The 22,982-nt window shown below is 59.3% G+C and carries 13 protein-coding genes and 1 pseudogene; 9 read left to right on the plus strand and 5 right to left on the minus strand.

Annotation, left to right across the window (positions count from 1 at the left end):
* Nucleotides 1-4: 4 nt before the first annotated feature.
* The 3 genes from ACVWNW_RS03660 (at nt 5) to ACVWNW_RS03670 (ending at nt 10,146) form a co-directional block, all read left to right on the plus strand.
* Nucleotides 5-1,537: an ABC transporter substrate-binding protein gene (locus tag ACVWNW_RS03660; protein ID WP_454483091.1), complete on the plus strand. Its 1,533-nt coding sequence runs from the start codon at nt 5-7 to the stop codon at nt 1,535-1,537.
* A 44-nt stretch (nt 1,538-1,581) separates the two neighbouring features.
* Nucleotides 1,582-4,323: a valine--tRNA ligase gene (valS, locus tag ACVWNW_RS03665; RefSeq protein ID WP_454483093.1), complete on the plus strand. Its 2,742-nt coding sequence runs from the start codon at nt 1,582-1,584 to the stop codon at nt 4,321-4,323.
* A 543-nt stretch (nt 4,324-4,866) separates the two neighbouring features.
* Nucleotides 4,867-10,146 (plus strand): RCC1 domain-containing protein, encoded by a 5,280-nt coding sequence (locus ACVWNW_RS03670; RefSeq protein WP_461196318.1) that lies wholly within the window; start codon nt 4,867-4,869, stop codon nt 10,144-10,146.
* Between the two features lie 88 nt (nt 10,147-10,234).
* Here ACVWNW_RS03670 and ACVWNW_RS03675 read toward each other — a convergent pair whose 3' ends face one another.
* Nucleotides 10,235-10,591 carry a chorismate mutase gene (locus tag ACVWNW_RS03675; protein ID WP_454483097.1) on the minus strand — a complete coding sequence of 119 codons (357 nt, stop codon included), beginning with the start codon at nt 10,589-10,591 and terminating at the stop codon, nt 10,235-10,237.
* A 95-nt stretch (nt 10,592-10,686) separates the two neighbouring features.
* The gene (gene iolD / locus ACVWNW_RS03680) at nt 10,687-12,576 is read right to left on the minus strand and encodes a 3D-(3,5/4)-trihydroxycyclohexane-1,2-dione acylhydrolase (decyclizing) (RefSeq protein WP_454483099.1); all 1,890 of its coding nucleotides are present in this window, start codon (nt 12,574-12,576) and stop codon (nt 10,687-10,689) included.
* A gap of 450 nt (nt 12,577-13,026) precedes the next feature.
* Here iolD and ACVWNW_RS03685 point away from each other — a divergent pair, with 450 nt between their 5' ends.
* The 6 genes and pseudogenes from ACVWNW_RS03685 (at nt 13,027) to ACVWNW_RS03710 (ending at nt 20,363) form a co-directional block, all read left to right on the plus strand.
* On the plus strand, nt 13,027-14,478 hold the full coding sequence (locus tag ACVWNW_RS03685; RefSeq protein WP_454483101.1) for a sugar porter family MFS transporter: 1,452 nt from the start codon (nt 13,027-13,029) through the stop codon (nt 14,476-14,478).
* Between the two features lie 31 nt (nt 14,479-14,509).
* Nucleotides 14,510-15,073: pseudogene (locus ACVWNW_RS03690) on the plus strand (5-deoxy-glucuronate isomerase); the annotation flags it as partial.
* Between the two features lie 67 nt (nt 15,074-15,140).
* The gene (locus ACVWNW_RS03695; RefSeq protein ID WP_313840849.1) at nt 15,141-16,250 is read left to right on the plus strand and encodes an alcohol dehydrogenase catalytic domain-containing protein; all 1,110 of its coding nucleotides are present in this window, start codon (nt 15,141-15,143) and stop codon (nt 16,248-16,250) included.
* Between the two features lie 55 nt (nt 16,251-16,305).
* Nucleotides 16,306-17,769, plus strand: a complete 1,464-nt coding sequence (locus ACVWNW_RS03700; RefSeq protein ID WP_454483103.1) for an NAD-dependent succinate-semialdehyde dehydrogenase — start codon at nt 16,306-16,308, stop codon at nt 17,767-17,769.
* A gap of 240 nt (nt 17,770-18,009) precedes the next feature.
* A complete protein-coding gene (locus tag ACVWNW_RS03705; protein ID WP_198191294.1) occupies nt 18,010-19,434 on the plus strand; it encodes a sugar porter family MFS transporter in 1,425 nt (474 codons plus the stop codon).
* A 44-nt stretch (nt 19,435-19,478) separates the two neighbouring features.
* On the plus strand, nt 19,479-20,363 hold the full coding sequence (locus ACVWNW_RS03710; RefSeq protein ID WP_454483106.1) for a sugar phosphate isomerase/epimerase family protein: 885 nt from the start codon (nt 19,479-19,481) through the stop codon (nt 20,361-20,363).
* 90 nt (nt 20,364-20,453) lie between these two features.
* On the opposite strand, the gene ACVWNW_RS03715 is transcribed toward ACVWNW_RS03710, so the two are convergent.
* The 3 genes from ACVWNW_RS03715 to ACVWNW_RS03725 all read right to left on the minus strand — a co-directional run bounded on the left by ACVWNW_RS03715 (nt 20,454) and on the right by ACVWNW_RS03725 (nt 22,953).
* Nucleotides 20,454-20,741 carry a putative quinol monooxygenase gene (locus ACVWNW_RS03715; protein WP_046323414.1) on the minus strand — a complete coding sequence of 96 codons (288 nt, stop codon included), beginning with the start codon at nt 20,739-20,741 and terminating at the stop codon, nt 20,454-20,456.
* Nucleotides 20,742-20,982: 241 nt separating this feature from the next.
* Nucleotides 20,983-21,924 carry a TIM barrel protein gene (locus ACVWNW_RS03720; RefSeq protein WP_046323415.1) on the minus strand — a complete coding sequence of 314 codons (942 nt, stop codon included), beginning with the start codon at nt 21,922-21,924 and terminating at the stop codon, nt 20,983-20,985.
* Between the two features lie 9 nt (nt 21,925-21,933).
* A complete protein-coding gene (locus ACVWNW_RS03725) occupies nt 21,934-22,953 on the minus strand; it encodes a Gfo/Idh/MocA family protein (protein ID WP_261253554.1) in 1,020 nt (339 codons plus the stop codon).
* Between the last annotated feature and the right edge of the window lie 29 nt (nt 22,954-22,982).

Raw genomic sequence — 22,982 nt, forward strand, 5'->3', positions numbered from 1 at the left:
AACCATGGCACGGGGCAGACACACACAAATCAGATCCGGAATCATCTTTCTTCTGGTACTGGCGATCCTGACAGCGGGCATCTACATAGCCTGGCCGCTGGTGACTGGTCAGGGAAGCTGGCAGCTCCCCTGGGCCCAGGGGAGCACGGGCCAGATCGTGCGCATTCGAGCCCGCCAGGCCCCCGTCTCCCTTGACATCCGCACCGAACCCGGATTCGCCACCGACCAGGCCCTGATGGGCAATGTCTACCAGACTCTGACCAGGCCCGACGCCAAAGGCCGGCCGACGCCCGGCCTGGCTCAAAACTGGGAGGTCTCCTCAAACGGGCTGCTCTACACCTTTCATCTGCGCAATGACGCCCACTTCGCCGACGGACGCCGCCTGACCTCGGAGGATGCCCTCTGGTCCCTGCAGCAGATCATCGACCACCAGTACCAGGGCCATCGGGACCTGGACGGACTGGCCAGGGTCACCAACCCCGATGATGCCACACTGGTAATCGGCCTGAAGAGCCCGAACGCCAGGCTGCTGACCGCACTGAGCGGTCGGGCGGGTATAGTCTACGACCGCCGGGCCCGGGTCAACTATTCCACTCGATCAGCTGGTTCAGGCCCCTACCAGGTGGATGACTGGCAGCCGGGTACCAGCCTGACCCTGACCGCCAGCAAGTCCTACCAAGGCCCGGACAAGGCCGCCATCCACAAGGTGATCTTCAGCTATACCGGCAGCCCGCAAGATACCATCAAGAATCTGGACCAGGGACGCCTGGACGCTGTAGTGGACATGGATCCCGCCACCGCCAAACAGGCCGGCAAGGCACCGACTGCCACGCCCAGCACAAACAATGTGGTCCTGGCCTTCAACAACGCGGCATCCAGCCTGCTATCCGACCAACATGTGCGCGAGGCCGTCCGCTATGCCGTGGACCGCCAGGCGCTGGCCGATTTGGAAGGCGGCGGAGCCAGCGCGTTGGGCGGGCCGCTCAACGCGCTGAGCCCTGGCTATGATCCCGGTTTGCAGGCTTTCCCCTTCGACCGCATCCAAGCGGCACGTCGGAACTCCTACTATGCCCCGTCCTACTATCACGGCGGTCTGCGCCTGATCTACCCCCAGGAATTCGGCAACCAGGTGGGTGATCTAATCAGCACGCAGCTGAAGGCGGTGGGCATCCCCAGCCAAGTCTCCATGGTGGACCAGGCTGCATTCCGCGACCAGGTGCTCAACCGCCACGACTATGACATGACCCTGCTGGTCATGGACAATGATGAAATCGACCGCTTCGCTGACCCCGAATCCACCATGCACTTCGACAACATCGATATTCAGAACTCCTGGAAGCAGGTGACGGACTGCACCGACCAGAACACCTATGCCGAGCGACTGAAGGACTTTGCCCGACAGGTCAGCGACCTCTCCCCCAGCGACTGGCTGTATCAACGTACGCCCCTGGTCATCACCGCCCCCCGCCTGAAGGGCATGCCCAGCTCTCTGGTGGACCGCTACCTGCCCCTGTGGAACCTGCGCGTCCAAGGGTGAAAAGGCCGGTGCCCCTTGTCACTGTTCGTCCATAAAATGCTGGTATGTCTGCTGAAAACCAAGGAATCGTCAATGCCCATCTGACCCCCCTGCCCGACAGGGTGGGCGTGGATGGCCTGGAGGAAAAGTGGTGCCGTGACTGGGATGAGTCCGGCGTCTACCGCTTCCGCAACACCCGCGAGCGCTCCGGCGTCTACTCCATCGACACCCCGCCGCCCACGGTCTCGGGGCATTTGCATGTGGGGCACGTCTTCTCGTACACCCATACCGACGTGATCGCCCGGTTCAAGCGGATGCAGGGCTACGACGTCTTCTACCCCATGGGCTGGGACGACAACGGTCTGCCCACCGAGCGGCGGGTCCAGAACTATTACGGGGTCCGCGTGGACACCTCGCTCAAGTACGATCCGGACTTCAAGCCCCCCTTCCACGGGACCAAGGGTAAGAAGATCAGCGCCAAGGACCAGGTGCCCGTCTCCCGTCAGAACTTCATCGAACTATGCGAGGAACTGACCGCCGAGGACGAGAAGCTCTTCGAGCAGCTCTGGCGGTCGCTGGGCTTGTCGGTGGACTGGTCGCAGACCTACCACACCATCGGCGAGCATCCCCGCCGGGTGGCGCAGAAGGCTTTCCTGCGGAACTTGGCCCGAGGCGAGGCTTACCAGAAGGAGGCCCCGGGGCTCTGGGACGTGACCTTCCAGACCGCTGTGGCACAGGCCGAGCTGGAGTCGCGCGAATATGACGGCTTCTATCACCGTGTGGCCTTCCGGTTTGCGGACGGCACGCCAATTTACATCGAGACCACCAGGCCTGAGCTGTTGGCGGCCTGCGGCGCCCTGATCGCCCATCCGGACGACAAGCGCTACCAGAAGTACTTCGGGCAGAAGGTCTACTCTCCCCTGTTCAAGGTGGAGGTGCCCATCCTGGCCCACCCCGCCGCAGAGATGGACAAGGGCGCCGGCATTGCCATGTGCTGCACCTTCGGCGACGTGACCGACGTGCAGTGGTGGCGGGATCTGAACCTGCCCACCAGGTCCATCATCCAGCGCAACGGACGAATCGTCATGGATGTGCCGGACTGGATCACCGATGAAGGCGGACGGCGAATCTTCGAGCAGACCGAGGGCAAGACCACCTTCTCAGCCCGCAAGATCATCGTGGATGCCCTGCGCGAGTCCGGCGACCTGGACGGCGAACCCAAGCCCACCAAGCGCATGACCAACTTCTACGAGAAGGGCGACAAGCCCCTGGAGATCGTCACCTCCCGCCAGTGGTACCTGCGCAATGGCGGCACCGACCAAAAACTCAACCAGGAGCTGCTGGAACGTGGCAAGGAGCTCAACTTCCATCCGGACTTCATGCGGGTACGCTACAACAACTGGGTCGAGGGACTTAACGGCGACTGGCTGATCTCCCGCCAGCGCTTCTTCGGAGTCCCCTTCCCCCTCTGGTACCCGGTCAGGGAAAACGGCGAGACCGACTACGCCCATCCCATCACCCCGGCCGAGGACAGGCTCCCCATCGACCCCAGCAGCGATGTGCCCGAGGGCTTCGAGGAGTCCCAGCGCGACCAGCCTGGCGGCTTCACGGCCGAGAAAGACATCATGGATACCTGGGCCACCAGTTCCCTGACACCCCAGATCGTGACACACTGGGCCGAGCCGGGCGAACAGGACCAGGCCCTCTTCAAGGCGACCTTCCCCATGGACCTGCGCCCGCAGGGCCAGGACATCATCCGCACCTGGCTCTTCAGCTCCATGGACCGCGCCCATCTGGAGAACGGCTGCCTGCCCTGGAGCGACACCACCCTGTCGGGGTGGATTCTGGACCCGGACCACAAGAAGATGAGCAAGTCCAAGGGCAATGTGGTGGTGCCCGACGAACCCATCAAGAAGTATGGCGCTGACGCTGTGCGCTACTGGGCATCCTGCGCCCGGCTGGGCCTGGATGCCACCTACGATGAAGGACAGATGAAGATCGGCCGCCGCCTGGCCGTCAAACTCCTCAACGCCGTCAAGTTCGCGCTGGCCATCGGACGTGAGGGTGAAAACCATAAAGTCACTCAGGCAGCGGAGGCCACTTGGGACCCGGCTGATGTGACGGTCCCGCTGGATCGCGCGGTCCTGGCCGGCCTTGCCCAGGTGATCGACCAGGCCACCAAGGCCCTGGAATCCTACGAGCACTCCAAGGCATTGGAAGTGACCGAATCCTTCTTCTGGGACTTCTGCGACAACTACATCGAGCTGGCCAAGAACCGGGCCTACGGAACCGCGGATGCCACCGGCAGGACCCCTGACGAAGCACAGGTGCTGAGCGCCCGTACAACCCTGGGACTGGTCCTGGACGCTCTGGATCGTCTCCTGGCTCCCTTCCTGCCCTTCGCCACCGAGGAGGCTTGGCAGTGGATGCATCAGGGGGACGGATCGGTTCACCGGGCCTCCTGGCCACGTTCAGAATCCTACCGTGCAGCTGCCCAGGGCCAGGATCCGGATCTTTTGGCCTGGGCAGGCACGGCTTTGGCCTCACTGCGGCGAATCAAGTCCGAGGCCAAGGTCTCCATGAAGACCCCCATCCTCTCCGCCTCCTTGAGTGTGGCGCCGGAGGGCCTGGAAGCCGTGAAGGCCGCCTTGGATGACATAGCCGAAGCGGGTAGGGTCACCGGAGATCTGAATCTGGTCGAGGAGACCAATCAGCCCGATGCCAAGAGTGCCGGCGAGGATGAAACCGGCATCCGGGTGACCGCCAGCCAGCTGGGCGAGCCCCCGGCCAAGAAGCCTCGTAAGTAGGTTTCATTCCCGATGGCAACCGGGGTGGTTCGGCCATAGGCACCGCCCCGGTTGCCATCGGTTTGCACTCGTAACAAGGCCGTTATCAGTGCAACTAGCCTTACAGCCTGCAAGGCCGGACGAACAATCGTCACCCATGCAATAGCAGTACCAATCAGCATTCACGCAGTTTTGCAATCGAAAGCATGCCTGTTACGAGCTGCTCAGACCGAATTTGCCTGCGGAACAGCCTGATCACAACACTCTGTGGCTCGCGAAGATTGTAATGCTAAAGTAGAGTTAGTAGCGGGATTTTACATGGTGTGCGTCGACGCAGTTATGGGGACTATGACCTGGGAAGTCAGCACGCTTGGGGAGGAAGATTAAATGGGGAATGCTCATAGCACCCGTAGACTGTTGACCTTAACGGCTATGATTGGACTGGCGCTGCTCGTAGCTTCAACCGGAGCATACGCAAACACCGACGACATGGCGCCTACACCTACAGCAGGAAGCAGCAGCGCGAACTCATTGCTCAAAACAGGTGAGCAGGTAGGGGCTATGATGCCGACCGCATCACCATCGCCGCTGGCCAACAATAATCCCTCGCCGTTCAAGTCCATCCAACCATTCAATAAACAAAAGACCGACAAGTCGCCCCAGACCAGGGATTCATCCTCATATACCCTCACTTTCGACGCTGACGGGGGCTCGCCGGCATCCGGTTCGTCGGCCCTGAGCCAGACGATAGCCTCAGGTCATCTGGCATCCCCTCCCACCGTCACCAAGACAGGCTACCTGTTTGACGGATGGTTCGTCAAAGCAGCCGACGACAGCTCCAATGTGGCCTACGATTTCGGCAAGCCGGTCACCAGCACCAGCGCGAAGTCGCTGATAGCCCATTGGTCATCAGTCAAAGACTCCCAGTGGACGACAGCCAACGCCAGCGGCAACGACACAGGGGGCTCTTCAATCACTCTGACTCCCCCCAAGCCCAGAGGGGTCAGATTCGCACAGGTCAGCGCCGGCCACGACCACACCCTCGCCGTAGGCTCGGATGGTCATGTCTACGCCTGGGGCGACAACAGCAAGGGCGAGCTTGGCGATGGCACCAAAATCAACAAAAACGCACCGGTGCGGATCACCGAAAATGACGCTATAAAAGGAAAGACCTTTATAGCTGTCAGCGCGGGAACCACATTCTCCGTAGCACTGGCTTCTGACGGCAGCGTCTACACCTGGGGCGACAACTCACGCGGCGAACTCGGCAACGGTTCCACCACGGATCCCGATTCCTCAGTACCGGTAAAGGCGAATCTCAACGTCACCATCACCGCCATCAGCGCCGGATACTGGCATGCCATGGCCCTGTCCTCGGACGGGACGATCTACACATGGGGAGACAATCAATACGGCCAGCTCGGCAACGGGCACACGGGGGTCAACGTCAACCCTTCACCCGCGGCAGTGGCCTCTCCATCCGGCGTCACCTTCACCACCATCAGTGCCGGATACGATTTCCAGACGGCGCTGGACAGCAACGGCTATGCCTACGCCTGGGGACGCAACCAGGGCGGCCAGCTTAGCATCGGCACCATCGACGACACCAGCAGCGGTTCCAATGTCTACAAACCAACGCGCATTTACGGCGACTCGACCGGCAACCCAGACAGCACTGTCTACACCGACATCGATGCAGGGTACCTGCACGTCCTGGCACTGAGCAATTCAGGCAAGGTATATTACTGGGGTTATCTCCTGACCAAGACTGACACCAATCCCGGCGTTCACTCCCTCTACCCCAGTCTGTTAAGCCTGCCCCCGGAAGCGGCGACGCCTGTTTCAGTCAGCGCCGGGGACTACTCCTCTGCGGTGGTCGACTCTGCGGGCAGCCTGTACATGTTCGGCAGCAATTCCAGCGGTCAGCTGGGCGACGGAACCACAACTGCTAATTCAAAGATGACCGAGGTGAGCCTGACAGGCGTCACAGTCGCCGCATTCGATGTCTGCCGGCACAGTCTGGCCATCGGCTCGGACGGGCTCCCCTACAGCTGGGGGGAAGCGAAAAGCGGCAAGCTGGGACAGGGCAGCAGCGGACCTCAAAGCGGCTCACAGACCAAGCCTGCAGCGGTCAGCCCACCCCAGATAGATCTGGCCAAGGTGACCTTTGGCAAGACTGATGTTGCCAAGACCGACAGCGGCAGCCCAATCAACCGAACTTCAGCAGGTGACGACACTTGGAGTACGAATACCCCATGGACGGTCACTACCCCGCACCACACCTACGGAACCACCAAGATCAAAATCAATGAATGGGCCATTGGCGGTGCAGCGCAACAAGGCCAGGCCATCGCCGACTATACATTCACACCCACTGCTCAAAAGGTCACCTTTGATTCGGACGGGGGTTCATCGGTCTCGGACCAGTCCGTCACATCAGGCAAGCAGGCTTCACCTCCCAGCGTTACCAAGGCAGGTTTCCTGTTCGACGGCTGGTTCGTCAAAGCGGCCGACGGCAGCTCCAATGTGGCTTACGACTTCAGCAACCCGGTCACCGGACCGCTGAATCTGAAAGCCCATTGGTCGTCGCCAGACACCAAATGGAAAACGTCGAACGCCCTCCATGGCGATGACACCGGTGGCTCCACGATTACTCTGACTCCTCCCAAACCCAGGGCAGTGAGGTTCGCGCAGGCCAGCGCCGGGCGCTACCACACCCTGGCTGTAGGTTCGGACGGACACGTATACGCTTGGGGAAATCAGGCCAGCGGGAGTCTGGGGAACGACAAAACCTCAGGCACGGCGACTACACCAGTACGGATCACCGAAAATGACGCCATAAAAGGAAAGATCTTCATAGCCGTCAGCGCCGGCGACGCTTACTCCATGGCCCTGGCATCGGACGGCACCGTCTACACCTGGGGCAGCAACAGCAAGGGACAGCTCGGCAACGGCACCACAGGAGCCTACTCCGCCGAACCAGTAAAGGCACAGACAGGCAATGCCAAAATCACCGCCATCAGCGCAGGACGGTCATACGCCATGGCCCTGGCCTCGGACGGCACGGTCTACACCTGGGGCAACAACGATGTCGGCCAGCTCGGCAACGGCAGCTCAGACAAGAACAGCCATGCCTCCCCTGCCAAGGTCACGGCGCTGTCCGGCATCACCGCCATCAGCGCAGGGTTCACTACAGGTACTGCCCTGGACAGCCAAGGCCACGCCTGGGCCTGGGGCAAGAACGAAAAGGGACAGCTCGGCAACGGCACCATCGATAACAATCCGACGCCAAAACGTGTCCAAGACCTGGGCACCGGACAGCCTGATACCCGGTTCTATATCGCCATCAGCGCGGGCTATCAGCATGTGCTGGCGCTGGATACGGACCATAACGTCTATGGGTGGGGCTCCGGCACCGCCATCGGCTCCTCGACTGATACCAATGTCAGCACGAAAGGATCCACTAAGATCAGCTTCGGAGACGACGTTGTCAACATCACCGCCATCAGTGCAGGCGACGATGGATCCGAAGCCATAGACACCAACGGAAGAATCTACACCTGGGGCAATCAGAGTTACGGCCAGCTAGGCAACGGCAATAACGATGCATGGCAGACCAATCCGAAAGCCATCACTCTGGCCCAATCGGTGAAGGCCTGCGCGGTAGCCACCTCCGGCCATCACCAGACAGCCATCGGATCTGACGGATTGCTCTACACCTGGGGATACAACTACTACAACCAGCTGGGGCAGAACATATCGGCATCAACGCCCGGCACCACACAGCCACCACAAATCACCCTGACCAAGGTGACCTTCGGCACCATGGCCAGCAGCACCAAGCCAGCCACGAACCTGACCCAGACAAGCAAAGACACCTGGGATAAAAACCGGGATTGGACCTTCGTGACGCCAGCGTACCCGTACGGCCCGTCCAGTTTCACCATCACATGGAACATTGCCGGCGATGCCGGGGACTCAACGCAAACACAGCAGTTCGACTACACCTTCGATCCGACCAACAAGCGCATAGATCTCGACCCCGATGGAGGCATCGGGGCTGCATGGACAAGCAAGGACATCAAGGAAGGCGAATTGGTGCCCCGACAGACTGTCACCAAAGCAGGCTTCCTGTTCGATGGCTGGTTTATCAAAGCATCCGACGGCAGCTCCGATGTGGCCTATGACTTCGGCAAGCCGGTCACTGGCCCGCTGACCCTGGTCGCACACTGGACGCGTTCATCTTCAATGACTGTCAACCCAACCATCAGTCCATCCACCGGCGGATACCAGGTCACCATCACGCCGCCCTCGCAGCGCGGCATCCGTTTCGCCCAGGTCAGCACGGGCAAAAACCATTCCCTGGCTGTCGGCAGCGACGGCAACGCCTACGCCTGGGGAGGCAACGGCAATGGGCAGCTCGGCAACGGCAGCACCGATAGCAGCAAGACACCCGTTCAAGTGAAGAAGCCCGACAGTGTTGCCGACAAGGACAACTTCTCCTACATCCAGGTAAGCGCTGGTTATGGATTCTCGCTGGCCCTCGGCAGTGACGGCAACGCCTACGCCTGGGGAGGCAACGGCAATGGGCAGCTCGGCAACGGCAGCACCGATAGCAGCAAGACACCCGTCCGAGTGAAGAAGCCCGACAGTGTTGCCGACAAGGACAACTTCTCCTACATCCAGGTAAGCGCAGGAGGCTATCATTCCCTGGCCATCGGCAAGGATCATCAGGTCTACGCCTGGGGAGACAGGAGCAGAGGCGGACAGGTGGGCGACGGTAGCACGACTGGGAACGTCCCTACTCCAGTAGCTGTCAACGCAAGCGCCACTAGCCCTGGATTCCAAGTCAGACAGGTCAGTGCAGGATATCAGCACTCGCTGATCATCGGCATAAGCGGGCAAACCTACGCTTGGGGATTTGGCTACAACGGCAGACTGGGCAACAATTCCACAGCCTCACAAGCCAGCCCCGTATCGGTGTCGTCACCCAAGAAATACGAAGACGGATCGACAGGATTCTTCGCCACTCAGGTCAGTGCGGGAGGCTCACACTCCTTGGCCATCAGCAGAGACGGCAAGGCCTACGCCTGGGGTACGAACACCGACGGACGCCTGGGCACCGGAGACACCAACGATGCCGCAATACCGACTCTGGTGGCCGATCCTGATGGAGGCAGCGATGGATTCAAACCCACCGAGGTCAGCGCTGGAGGATACTTATGCACTGGAATCGACGATAAAGGGAAGGTATACACCTGGGGAAGCAACGATAAAAACGCCCTGGGCAATGTCTCCGTCACCGGATCCATCAGTGAATCCCCCGTTCTGGTAAGCAAAGACGGCAGCACCATACAGATCACTGCAGGCGAGCGCCAAGTCCTGGTCATCGACTCCGACGGCAAGGCCTATGGCTGGGGCGACAATAGCGGCATGCAACTAGGCACCAATTCCGACAACAGTTCCGTCAAGGCGGCCACCTTGGTCTGCCCGCCGCAATTGACCATCAGCTCGGTCACGGTCGGCACGGACCCGGATACCGTTGCAGTTCTCCAACTGACGCGGAACGGCACGGCAGACACCTGGGGATCCTGGAATACCTGGACTTTCTATACCCCAGCGTTCAAGGCAGGCTCGACTACGGTCAACATCACCTGGAACATTGGCCAAGGCAGCTCTCAGACCGACAACCTGGACTTTTCCTACAGGGATGTTCTGCCCCTGACAGGCAGCCAGGGCCTGCTCGCCATACTGCTTGTCGGGCTGTTCGTTACGGTGACGGTCCTGGCATCAAGGCAGCACTACCAGGAAACGGCTCATCAGACTAAAGCCAGCACTCGCTGACCAGGCGATCCCGTCATCGCTGATATCTAGTGGTCGATGGCATAGTAGTTCATCTACGCCATCGACCACTAGCGTGCTATGGATTCCCTCAGCGTGAACCCAGCTGGCTGGCCAACTGTTCGTGGCCCTGTTTAGCAGCGTCAGCCACCAGATGCAGATAAGCCTCAGCCAGATTCGGATCGAGGCCATAATTTTCAGCCTTGTTTCGCAAGGCCGCTATCTGTGAAGCCTCCCGACGTAGGTCAGCTGAGGCGAATCCCGCCTGGGCCTTGAGCAGACCGATGCGGTGGGTCACCCTGAACCGTTCGGCCAGCATGGCGACAATGGCGGCATCGATGGTGTCCACATCGGCACGCAGTTCCTCCACCTGGCGGGCGGCCTCGGCCTGGGGTCCCCCGCTCTGCGCCTGGTCATCGATCACTGTTTCCATCTTCTCAGAGCTCATGGCAACAGTGTAATCCTGCCACCAAAGTTCCGACGGCCTGGTCTAAGGACAGAGCGCTGTTAATGCAAATTTTGGACATTCCCGAAATCCGCAGGTTATAGATAGTTCCGCTGCAAATCGCGGATTCTCTCGTATTCCTGATGGGCCTTTATCGAGGATTCGATATGCGCCACCTCAGGAGTGGCCACCTCCCAGTAAGCGTCGGCTGCATCGTCACGTTCCACCGGTGCCACCTTTGCATAGATGGCGGTGATTTGATCACTGGCGAGCGCTTTTCGCAAAGCCTGACGCAGTTGGTCCGCATCCTCGACGGTATAGGTCTCGACCCCGTACCCTTCAAGAATCTTGGGAAAATCGACCTGCAGCGGTTCCTTAAGATTCTGCCGGCCGTTATTTCCCCGGTAGTAATACTTGGTCTCAAATCCTTGAGAGCCGACCTGCATGGACAGTGAATGAATCGATCCATAGCCGCCGTTATCCAAGAGCAGCAATATGATTTTCTCCCGCTCCTGAATCGCCGTCAGTACATCCTGGTGGTACATGATGAAGGAGGCATCGCCGATGAAGGAGAAGATCTCCCTGCTCGGATCAGCCATTCGCATACCCAGGGCTGCAGGGATCTCATAGCCCATGCAGGAATAGCCGTATTCGACCGAGTAGCCAAGCGGACTACCCGCCTTCCAGAGCTTCTGAAGATCGCTGGGCATGGACCCGGCGGCGTTCACGACCACATCCTGGGGACGGGCGAATTCGTTGACGATGCCGATGACCTCCTTCTGCCCCAGCCCCTCAGTGCCCGGGATATGCTGGACCATGCGGTCTACAGCCTGCCGTTGCTCGTCAGCCTTGGCCACGGCCTCACGGCGATAATCCTCGTCCACCTGCCAATCGCCCAAAACCTCCTGCAGCTCGCTCAGCGTCTCACGGGCATCGCCAATGACCGGAATAGCTGCCTCCTTGTGCGCATCGAATGAGAGGACGTTGATATTGACGAAGTGCACCTGGGGATTCTGGAACATCGTGTTGGATGCCGAGGTGAAATCCGTATAGCGTGTGCCGACACCGATGATCAGGTCTGCAGTGTGGGCCAGGCGGTTGGCAAAGCGCAGTCCCAGAGCACCCATGGGGCCCGAGTTCATCGGATGGTCATAGGGCAGGGCGCCCTTGCCTGCCTGGGTGCTTCCGACCGGAATCCCGGTCCTTTCGGCGAATTCCGCCAAAACCTTGCTGGCTGACGAATACACGACACCTCCGCCAGCAATGATCAGCGGGCGCTTCGAACTCTTGATGGCCTCAGCAGCCTGGGCCAGGGAATCCTTGTCTGGTCTGGTCCTGGGGATTCGCCAAATCCGCTCACGGAAGAGGTCAAGGTCGAAATCATAGGCTTCGGCCTGCACATCCTGGGGCAGACAAAGCGTCACAGCGCCGGTGGTAGCCGGGTTGGTCAAAGTCTCCATGGCTCTCATCAGGGAAGCCGACAGCTGCTCGGGCCGGTCGATCCGGTCCCAGTACCGACTGACGGCCTTAAAGGAGTCATTGGCGGAAATATCGTTGGACTGTTCATTCTCGACCTGCTGCAGAACCGAGCCTGTCCGTCGGGTCGAGAAATAGTCGCTGGGAAGCAAAAGGACCGGCAGACGGTTGACCGTCGCAGTGCCAGCCGCAGTGATCATATTCGCTGCACCAGGCCCTATCGAAGTAGTGACGGCCATGGCTCCCATTCTGTTCATCTGGCGGGCATAGCCGACGGCTATATGTGCCATGCCCTGCTCGTTCTTCCCCTGGATGAAACGGAATCGGTCGATCTCCTCCAAGAGCGCCTGCCCGACCCCGGCTACATTGCCATGGCCCAGAATGCCCAGAGCCCCGCCGAAGAAGGTGGATACCTGCCCATCCCTTTCCACTTTCTGGACCTCCAGAAAGCGAACGACGGCCTGTCCAACAGTCAGCCTGACTGTATTATCAGTCTTGCTCGTCCCTATCATTTCCTCGCACCTTTCCTATTAGCCGCCGTGACCCTCTCAAACTGGGGTAATGCAAACCCCGCGCTGTCCGCCATGGACTAGGCCTGCGGGGAACCGTCACCGCTTGCCCTAGTTCGCTAGGGTTAACGGTCCATAGGTCAATCATGGCCGTCGACGGCCGCGCTCTTGGCAACCAAGGTATAAGAGCAAGTGATTTCATAACTATCCTGCATTTTTTGTATATCGCCCCGGTACCCCGCAATGCCATGCCCTTCTTCCTGCCCTACGACAGCCCAAGGCAGAGGTTGAACCGGAATGAAGCCGTCTTAGAAAATGGCTAGGAATCTTATAAATACTTGCAGACCTGTCAGGATCACCCCTGGAGGATGCAAGGTCGTGGCCTAGAACTGGAGAACAACCAATGTCTGGAGACAGAGTCGTGCCAGACAGTATCAGCTGAAAGGAATGGCCATGTCGTCATTTGAAACGCTGGCTAAAGCCGAGAGCCCCGCTGAGCTATCCAAACGCCGCACCCATTACACCCGGCTGATGATATGCCTGGGACTGTGCGCAGGGGGGCTGTATGGATACACGCTGACAGCCCTATCCGGCGCACTGATAACCATGAACATAGGATCAGGCCAGCTGGGCCGTCCCACCGACTTCGAACAAGGGCTCATCACCTCGGCAATGCTGCTGAGCGCAGCGATAGGCGCCTTTGTGGGCGGCAACCTGAACAACCGCCTTGGGCCGAAAAAGATGATCCTGACCGGAGCAGTACTGGCAATCCCCGGGGCAGTAATCTGCGCTGTAACGCCCAGCATTCTTATCCTTTGCCTGGGCAGGGTCATTCTCGGCCTGGCAATCGGCTTCACATCGACCATCGTCCCTATTTATCTGGGGGAGATGACCGGAGCCGCCAATAGGGGACGCATCGTCTCGGTCAATTCAGTCATGATCGTGGTCGGACAGCTCCTGGCTGTGTCAGTCAACGCCATCCTGACACAGATTGGCATCGGCTGGAGGGCCATGCTGTGGGCGGCCGTCGTCCCAGGTATCCTGCTCCTGCTGATAGCCTTTGTCATCAAGGACAGCCCCGATTACCTGATTCGGCACGGTCTGCAGGATCAGGCCATCCAGCTTCTGACTGAAACCCGGGACCTGCCCGAGGCCGAACAGACCTTCAAATCGCTTTCCCAGGCCCGTGAGAACAGCAGTCAAACCGCCGCCCAGAACAACTCCGACAGCAGTTTTGCGACACCATGGCTGCGCAGGGTGCTGATAATTGGCATCGGGCTGGCTTTGATTAATCAGCTCAGTGGGCAGAATATGGTCAATTACTACGCCCCCACTATTTTCACCAAGACCTTGGGCTTTGCACCATCCATGTCCATACTGGCCACCGTACCTGTCATCCTGGTCTCCGCCATCGCCGCCACAATAGGCGGCCTGGGTTTCATCGACAAAATCAATCGACGGACCATTCTGACTGTCGGCCTGGTCGGCACGATTATTTTCCTGGTCGCTATCGGCATCAGCTACCGCTTTATCGATCCCTCCAGCAGTTCCCGTACTGCCTCCTGGGTCATGATCGCCATGATGATGATCTATCTGGTGTTCGTACAGGGCATGGTAGCGCCGGTCACATGGCTCTTGATGGCCGAAGTCTTCCCCACCAGCGTCCGTGGCAAGGGCATGGGATACGCCAACATAGCGCTCAATTTGGCCAACTTCCTCTTGTCGCTGATCTTCCCGCTCCTGCTCAACGGTCTGGGAGGCTCGGGAACCTACCTGCTGTTCGCCCTTATCAACATTGGGTGCCTGGTGTTTGCAATCACCATGATTCCTGAGACAAGAGGGAAGAGCCTGGAGGAGATTGAGGCCGAAGAACGCGCCTTGGGACAGCGAAAGTCAAAGAATTGAATAAAGGAGACAGGATGACTCATCGGGGGGACGGGTCGCCGTCGCATCAGCGCCCGCCAGCACCCACTACCCAGACCAGCTGGTCAAGGCGGAAGACAATGAAACCGTCCTCAGGGGCAATGGGCCCACCTCCAGGCAGGCCCGAAACTTCGGCATGATGAACAACACCGAAGCTGAACGACTACTGGTATGCGAGGTCATCACCCCCAGCGGCAGCTGGTCCTCCTACCCCGTCCACAAACATGACCGGAACAATGACCATGAGACCGCTCTCGAGGAAATTTACTACTTCCAGATGAGGGCGCTGCCGGGTGCCCCTGACCAGGCCCGGCCCCTGGCCTACCAAGGTGCCAGCACAGCCGACGAACGGCCTCTGAATATTATGACCGAAGTGCATCCCGGCGATACGGTGCTCATCCCCTACGGCTGGCATGGCCCCTCCATCGCCGCCCCCGGATACGACCTTTACTATCTGAATGTGATGGGCGGCGGCGGACAGCGCGACTGGAAGGTGACCATCCGCGACGATCAGACCTGGATCAATCAAGCCCTGCAGAGCCAGCCCCGCAATGACCGGCTGCCCATGATCGACTAAAAGGGGCTCGGATCGCAGATTTCTATTGCAACAGAACAACTCTAACCACCAACAAGGAGAGCACTATATGGACATCACCGGCGCTGTGCTGAGGACGATGGGTGCGCCAGGCCCTTATGCGCGGACCAGACCGCTGTCTATCGAACACCTTGAACTGGATCCGCCCCAGCAGGACGAGATATTGGTCAAGGTCACCGCTTCCGGCATCTGCCATTCGGACCTGTCGGTCGTCAACGGCAGCAGACCGAGGCCCATGCCGATGCTGCTGGGCCATGAGACCACGGGCATCGTGCAGGCCTTAGGGCCTGGGGTCGAGGACTTGAAGGTCGGGCAGCATGTCACCCTGGCCTTTCTGCCTCGCTGCGGCAAGTGCGCCAACTGCCTGACCGGAGGCCGGCTGCCCTGCACTCCTGGCTCCCAGGCCAATCAGGCCGGCACCCTGATGAACGGTGGCATTCGCATCCACAAGGGACCGGAGCGGATATATCACCACGTAGGTGTCTCCGGCTTCGCCACCTACGCCGTCGTCGATCGGCGCTCAGCTGTGCCTGTCCCTGAGGAACTTCCCTCTTCCATAGCAGCCGTCCTGGGTTGCGCCGTCCTCACCGGCGGAGGCGCCGTGCTCAACGCCGCCGATCCCCAGGACGGGCAGGATGTCATGGTGGTCGGACTGGGCGGAGTCGGCATGAGCGCCCTGTTGACGGCTGCAGCACTGGGCAGAGGCCGGGTCATAGGGGTGGACCGCAACAAGGATAAGTTCAACGATGCCTTGGGCATGGGCGCCACCGATGTCTACACGGTTGACGAAGCCCTAAGCAAGGGCATCAAAGCGCCTATCGTCATCGAGGCAGCCGGCGCTCCAGGAGTCCTGGACCAGGCCTTCGAACTGACAGACATCGGTGGCAAAACCATCACGGTAGGGTTCCCGGATCCCTCGGTCAGAGCGTCACTGCCATCCAGCATCATCACCGGTGAGGCACGAACCGTCATCGGCAGCTACCTGGGATCGGCGGTCCCCGCTCAAGACATACCCAGATATGCCCGACTATGGCTGGACGGCAAGCTGCCGGTGGAAAAGCTCATCAGCAATCACATCAGGCTTGATGACATCAACGAAGCCATGGACGATCTCGACAGGGGCCAGGCCTTGCGGCAAATCATCGAATTCGACTCATGAGCCAAGACCCGAACCGAACTAGCACCGCTTACGCCTTGATGAGAAAGGACACACAGTGAAGTGGACAAAGAAAATCGACACAGTGCTGCCAGAGGCATCGAACACCCTGTTTATTAACGGGCAATGGAGGAAATCCCGGACAGGAAGAACATTCGCCGTCGACAACCCATCAACTGGCGAGCGCCTGTTCGAACTGGCCGATGCCGGAGCTGAGGATGCCATTGATGCCCTGGATGCCGCAAGTTCCAGCGCCGAAGGCTGGGCAGCCTCTACGCCCGTCGAGCGCCGAAATCTGCTGGACAGCAGCTACGAGGCGGTCATGGACAACAAGAAGCTCTTTGCCGAGCTCATGACCAAGGAAATGGGCAAGACATACCAGGAAGCCCTGGGCGAGGTCGATTATGGAGCCGGCTTCCTCAAGTGGTTTGCCGAAGAGGCCATGCGCTCATACGGACGGACCTTCCACCTGCCCGACGGCCGCAAGGGCCTGGTGACCCACGATCCCGTGGGCCCCTGCTATCTGGTGACGCCCTGGAACTTCCCCTTGGCTATGGCTACCCGGAAAATCGGACCTGCGCTGGCAGCCGGTGACACCATGATTATCAAACCCGCCGGTTTGACGCCGCTGACAACTTTGGCCATGGTCGAGGTCCTCCGCCAGGCCGGCGTACCCGACGGAGTAGTCAACGTCATTACTTCAGAGCACTCCCCCGAAATATCCGATGCGCTCTTCGCCGACGGCCGACTGCGGAAGATCAGTTTCACAGGCTCCACCACGGTTGGCAAGACCCTGATGAAGCAGGCCGCCGACCAGGTTCTGCGCACATCCATGGAGCTCGGCGGCAACGCCCCCTTCCTGGTCTTCGACGATGCGGACATCGACCAGACAGTCCAGGGAGTCATGATGGCCAAGTTCCGAAACAACGGCCAGGCCTGCACCTCCGCCAACAGAATTCTCGTCCAGGACGGCATAGCCGATGAATTCGTCGACAAGCTGCAGCGGGCGGTCAGCGCTCTGAAAGTCGGGGACGGCATGGACCCCTCCACCGATATCGGACCGCTTATCAACAAGAAGGCAGTGGACCGCATGGAGCGCATCGTCAAAGATGCCGTGGATGCCGGGGCCGACCTGCTGGCAGGCGGCCATCGCTCCGATCTGGGCGAATGTTTCTTCCAGCCCACCCTCCTGGACCATGTGCCGCGGGAGTGCGAAGTCTTCCGTGAGGAGATTTTCGGCCCCGTGCTGCCTATCTGCCGATTCAGCAGCGACGAAGAAGGAATGAAGGCAGCCAATGACACCATCTATGGTCTGGCCGCCTATGCCTACACCAGATCGATCAAGCGCAGCGAGTGGGTCCAAGGCCATGCTCAAGCCGGCGTGCTCGCCATCAACTCCGGTGTCCTCTCCGATGCTTCAGTGCCTTTCGGAGGTGTCAAGCAGTCCGGCATGGGCCGTGAGGGCGGCAGCGAAGGCATCTACGAGTACCTGACCACCAAGTACACGCTCCTTATTCCCTGATCGCCTGCAAGACCGACCAACCTCCTTCTACAAGAAGCGAGCGCCGACCATCAATATCCTGGTTGGTGTTCGCTTCTTGTTGTTTCGGAAACGCGCACATCTGATATCAGTATTTATAGAAAACGCCTCTCCCCCTCATTGGGACGCTCAATTTTCCTTAGGCTTATAACAGTCAGATCCACCGCCGATAACGATGTCGGAGCATTGGATACGGCATCATGCCAACTTGGAGGAACACCCATGTCCACCACCTATAGGGAGATCAGCCGCAACCTCGACATAGAGAAGCTGGCCGCCAACCGACGGCGATACTCCAGACTCATGATCGCTCTGGGCATTTTCGGAGGCGGTCTGTATGGCTACACAACCGTGGTCCTATCGGGGGCCCTGGTCACCATGAACTTCCACGGACAGGGACTCAACGCCTTCCAACAGGGAGTCCTGACAGCAGGGCTCCTCCTGGGCGCTGCCGTGGGATCCTTCCTGGGAGGCTCGTTAGCCGACCGATACGGCCGGAAGAAAATGATCATCACCGGTTCCTGCATCTCACTGCTGGCTTGCGCGGCCTGTGCACTGGCGACCGACTTCTCCCTTTTCCTCATTGCCAGAATCTCAGTCGGACTGGGTGTTGGATTCACCTCCTGCGTGGTGCCTATGGCCATCGGAGAGCTGGCTTCGGCGGACAAACGCGGCCGCTTGGTGTCTGTCAACTCGGTAATGATCAATATTGCGCAGCTCCTGGCTACCTGCGTCAACGCCATATTGGCCAAGGTCGCCGACTGGCATGCCATGCTCTGGGCCAGCGTAGTGCCCGCGCTTTGCCTGGTCATCATCGCTTTTCTTATTCATGACACACCCAACTACTTCATTCGCCATGGCATGGACGATCAGGCTGTGCGCATCCTGCTCTCCACACGCGATGAGCAGGAAGCCAAGCAGACCTATGAGTCCATGCAGACCAGTCTGGCCTCCTCCAGCCGAGACTCACAGCACGCCAAGAAGGAGAGCTTCTCCACGCCCTGGCTCCGGCGGGTGCTCATCGTTGGCATAGGCCTGGCCGTCATGCAGCAGTTCTCCGGAGTCAACGCCATCAACTTCTTTGCCCCCACCATCTTCTCGACCACGCTGGGATTCGGATCAACTGATTCAGTCATCGCCATGGTGCCGGTCATGCTGGTCTCGGCCATAGCCGCCGTGGTATTTGGCCTGATTCTGATCGACAAGATCGATCGCAGAACCGACCTGCTGATAGGCACGGCCGGCGTGACCGTATTCCTGACTGCCATCGGCATCTGCTACCTCTTCATTCAGGGAGGCAACACCAGCAAGGCTATGTCCTGGACCTTGATCGCCATCATGATGATTTACCTGCTCTTCGCCCAAGGAAGCATGGCACCCGTCACCTGGCTGATGATCGCCGAAATCTTCCCCACCGCAGTCAGGGGCCAGGGGATGGCATACGCCAATATCGCCGTCAACACCTCCAGTTTCATACTGACATTGATTTTTCCGGTCATGCTCGAAAAACTGGGCGGTGCAGGCTCCTTCTTCGTTTTCGCACTGATCAACGCGGGCGCCTTCCTTTTCACCAAGGCCCTGGTTCCGGAGACACGCGGCAAAACCTTGGCCCAGATAGAAGCGGAGGCCCGGCAACGCGTTAAGTGATGCCACACAAAACAACAACGCATACAAGCATCAGGAGGAGTGACATGGCTCTCATCAGCATGAATCAGACCGTGACCATGTACGGCAACGTACGGACCGATATACGTCTGGCCAAGGAGGCCGGCTACGACGGCATTGACCTGCAGACACCCAAACTCTACCGTTACCTGGACAAGGGATTCACTGCAAAGAGCCTGCTGCCTCTGCTTGACGGGCTCGCGGTCAGCGACATCGGGTCCATTCAGGACATCGAGCGGGAGGGATCCGCTGCCAGGGATCTGATGGACGAGGTGCGATGCATGTGCCAGGTGGCCTCTGAACTGGGGGCCCAGTACATCCAACTGTGCACAGGACCGGGACGGTGGGAGGTGGTCGAGGACTATGCTGCGGGCAGGCTCGCCGATGATGACCCCCGATACCGAGGCTTCCTGGGACGCGATGAGGCAGAGATGATCCGCGTTACCGCCCAAAACGTCCAAGAGGCTGCAGACATCGCAGCCGACTTCAACCTAGGCATCTACCTGGAGCCACTGGCATGGGCTCCGCTGAACCGCTGCAGGCAGATACTGGAGGTCATCGATCAGGCTTCCAGACCCAACATCGGTTTGGCCGTGGACACCTGGCAGTTCTATTCGGCCGGGGATACTCCTGACGACGTGCGGGCGCTGCCGGGAGATCTGATCAAGGCCGTTCACGTATCTGACGGGCTGGCTCTGACCCCCGGCAAGGATGTTGCCAACATGGACATCTACCGCAACACCATGATCGGAGGCGGCGTCATCCCCCTGCAAGAATGGCTGGATGCCGTGAAATCCACTGGCTTCGACGGCTGGTATTGCCCTGAGATCTTCTCCGACAGAGCCAGCGAAGAGGATATGGCGACCATGGCCGCCCTCACCCGGCAGACCATAGCCAGCCTGCTCTACTGAAACTTGCAGCCAAGCAGCCCGGCCCCTGGTACCGGACCGGGCTTTCCCTATGAGATCATCCGTTGATACAACAATGCCAGCAGGCGAGAATCAGACCAGCTGCCTACTGATGATGTCCTGAACGCCCTCCTCGGTAAGATCGCACATCTTGGGGAAAAGCGTCTTGAAATGTTGGCTCTGGCAGTGCGCTTCGTGGCTGTCGGGCGTGGGCCAGAACTCGATGAAAGCAAATTCGTTGTGATTATCCGCTCGCTGAACAAAATGGTAGCCGCCGCATTGTGGCTCAGCGGCTGACTTGCGAGCAAGCTCAGTCATCACTTTCAAAAATTCGTCCATGTTCTCGTCCTTGACGTGGACCGTGGCGTAAATGACTTCCATGACTTGTAATCCCTTTCAGACAAATACATACGCACGCCAGGTATTGGCGGTTTACGACATGCGACGACCGTCAAAAAATGGGCCGGGGTGAGGGCTATCGGCTCAACCAGAACATCTGACTGCGAGGGCCATACTTGTTGCTGCCCCGCTCCACCCCTGGGCCTGTTGAAAAAAGAAAACCGGCATCCGACAGTATTTGCATACACATCGCCAGACACCGGCTCCGTTGACATATTGAGGATCAGAGAGTACCCAGACCGCAGGAAGCGAGATACTCGCGGGTCTTGATCGCATTAGGCAGAGGGAAGGAGGGATCAGCAGGATAGAGATCCTGCTCGCAGATCACATACATCTCCTTGTCCAAGGCCGCCAAGGCGTCGACCAGCTCCTGCATATCAGGCTCGCCGGCCGGGGGTGTCACCGATGCGCCACGGGCCACCGCTTCGCCGAAAGGCCAGTCCTTCTCATGGGCTTCCTTGACCAAAGCCGGGTCGAAAGCCTTGATATGAACGTAGGTGATCCTTTCAGGATACTTCTTGACCATCTCGATAGGGTCACCGCCGCCGTACACGATATGGCCGGTATCCAGGCACAGATTCACATATTCAGGATCCGTGTTCTCGAAGATCCTGGCGATCTCCTCAGGGGTTTCGATATGGGAATCGCCATGAGGATGCAGGACCATCTTCAGCCCATAGTCCTCTTTCATGATCTTGCCCAGCTTGTTGGCATTGGTAATGTAGGTGTTCCAAGCCTCGGGGGACAGGACGCGGTCATCGGTCCACTCCCAGGTCTTGTCATCACGGTAGAGCGGCGGCAGATGCACGATGTACTCTGCGCCGACAGCGGCATGGGTCTCGGCGATCTCGCGGAAGTGCCGCTCGGTCTCCGGCCATTGTTCCGGCTTGTGCAGGACTCCCCAGCTGGTTCCGGCCACCACCTTCATGCCGTATTCATCGGTCCAAGCCTTGAGCTCCTTGGGATCCTTGGGGAAGTAACCCCAGGGGCCTGTTTCAAGAATCTCGAATCCGGCCTCAGCCATCTCCTTCATTGTCTGACGGGGAGGAATCTGCTTGTCGTCATTGTCGAACCAGACACCCCACTGGTCCGGGCATACACCGATGGACAGCTTGGAGTATTTGGGATCCTTCAGATTGCGAGCCTTGCCCTTGTTGTTTGTCATGCTCGCGCCTTACTGCTCTTGGAAGAAGGACGGGGTCTCGGGCAGCTCGATCTTCTTGCGGACGCCGCCCTCGTCGCGCGAAGCGAAGAGCGCATCGCAGGTCACGCAGGCAATGAGGCCATCCCAGGAGGTGGGACCGGTCAGCTGGTCGGCGTTGATACCGTCAACGAAGGCCTGCATCTCGCGGTCATAAGCCTCCTTGAAACGCACGGTGAAGTCATTGGGAATGGACTCGCGCTCGGACTCGGCCACCTTGACGATGGTGTTCTGCGGAGCATGCAAGGCGATCTCGCCCTCCTCGCAAACTACACGGCAGTTGATGTCGTAGCCCATGTGGTTGCAGACGAAGACCTCCAGGTCGATGTGGACGCCGGACTTGGTGTCCATCTCGATGATCTGCGGATCATGCAGCCCCTTGTGGGTGTGGCGGGTCTGCTTCTTGGGCAGGAAGCAGAAGACCGAGTCATAGTCCTCGCCCAGCAGCCAGTGCAGCACGTCCACCTCATGGATGGCGGTCTCCACAATAGCCATATCGGAGTTGTAGTTGAGGGGGGTGTCCTCATTGCGGTGGGCGCAATGAATCAGCAGGGGCTCACCGTAGGTCTTGTTCTGAATGGCCTGCTTGATCTCCTGGTAGCCCTGATCGAAGCGGCGCATGAAGCCCACCTGGACCAGACGCTTGCCTCCGGCGATCTCGGCATCGACCACGCGACGGCAGCCGGCAGCGGAAGTGGTCAGCGGCTTCTCACTGAGCACGTACTTCTTCTGCTTGATGGCTTCGAGAACAAACTGCTCATGGGTCTCATGGGGCAGGGTCGCCACCACGACAGCGTCGATGTCCGGGGAGTCAATCAGGTCCTTGCCTGTTGCATAGACCTTGGCCCCGTACAGATCAGCCATCTTCTGAGCCCGTTCCGGTATCAGATCGCAGACGCCGGCGAGAGTGGCACCGTTGATTCTGGTCGAAAGACGCTTGGCATGGTCGGAACCCATGGTTCCAACACCGATGATTCCAATACGTAGTGTCATCTTCGTTCACTTTCCCTTGGCGATGTAAT

The sequence above is a fragment of the Bifidobacterium sp. JNUCC 75 genome (assembly GCF_054819865.1).

What these genes read in the sequence shown, in the direction of transcription:
- ACVWNW_RS03715 (WP_046323414.1), bottom strand. Translation starts at nt 20,741, where the DNA reads ATGGAAGTCATTTACGCCACGGTCCACGTCAAGGACGAGAACATGGAC.
- ACVWNW_RS03695 (WP_313840849.1), top strand. Translation starts at nt 15,141, where the DNA reads ATGGACATCACCGGCGCTGTGCTGAGGACGATGGGTGCGCCAGGCCCT.
- ACVWNW_RS03685 (WP_454483101.1), top strand. Translation starts at nt 13,027, where the DNA reads ATGTCGTCATTTGAAACGCTGGCTAAAGCCGAGAGCCCCGCTGAGCTA.
- ACVWNW_RS03705 (WP_198191294.1), top strand. Translation starts at nt 18,010, where the DNA reads ATGTCCACCACCTATAGGGAGATCAGCCGCAACCTCGACATAGAGAAG.
- iolD (WP_454483099.1), bottom strand. Translation starts at nt 12,576, where the DNA reads ATGATAGGGACGAGCAAGACTGATAATACAGTCAGGCTGACTGTTGGA.
- ACVWNW_RS03710 (WP_454483106.1), top strand. Translation starts at nt 19,479, where the DNA reads ATGGCTCTCATCAGCATGAATCAGACCGTGACCATGTACGGCAACGTA.
- ACVWNW_RS03660 (WP_454483091.1), top strand. Translation starts at nt 5, where the DNA reads ATGGCACGGGGCAGACACACACAAATCAGATCCGGAATCATCTTTCTT.
- valS (WP_454483093.1), top strand. Translation starts at nt 1,582, where the DNA reads ATGTCTGCTGAAAACCAAGGAATCGTCAATGCCCATCTGACCCCCCTG.
- ACVWNW_RS03725 (WP_261253554.1), bottom strand. Translation starts at nt 22,953, where the DNA reads ATGACACTACGTATTGGAATCATCGGTGTTGGAACCATGGGTTCCGAC.
- ACVWNW_RS03720 (WP_046323415.1), bottom strand. Translation starts at nt 21,924, where the DNA reads ATGACAAACAACAAGGGCAAGGCTCGCAATCTGAAGGATCCCAAATAC.
- ACVWNW_RS03675 (WP_454483097.1), bottom strand. Translation starts at nt 10,591, where the DNA reads ATGAGCTCTGAGAAGATGGAAACAGTGATCGATGACCAGGCGCAGAGC.
- ACVWNW_RS03670 (WP_461196318.1), top strand. Translation starts at nt 4,867, where the DNA reads ATGCCGACCGCATCACCATCGCCGCTGGCCAACAATAATCCCTCGCCG.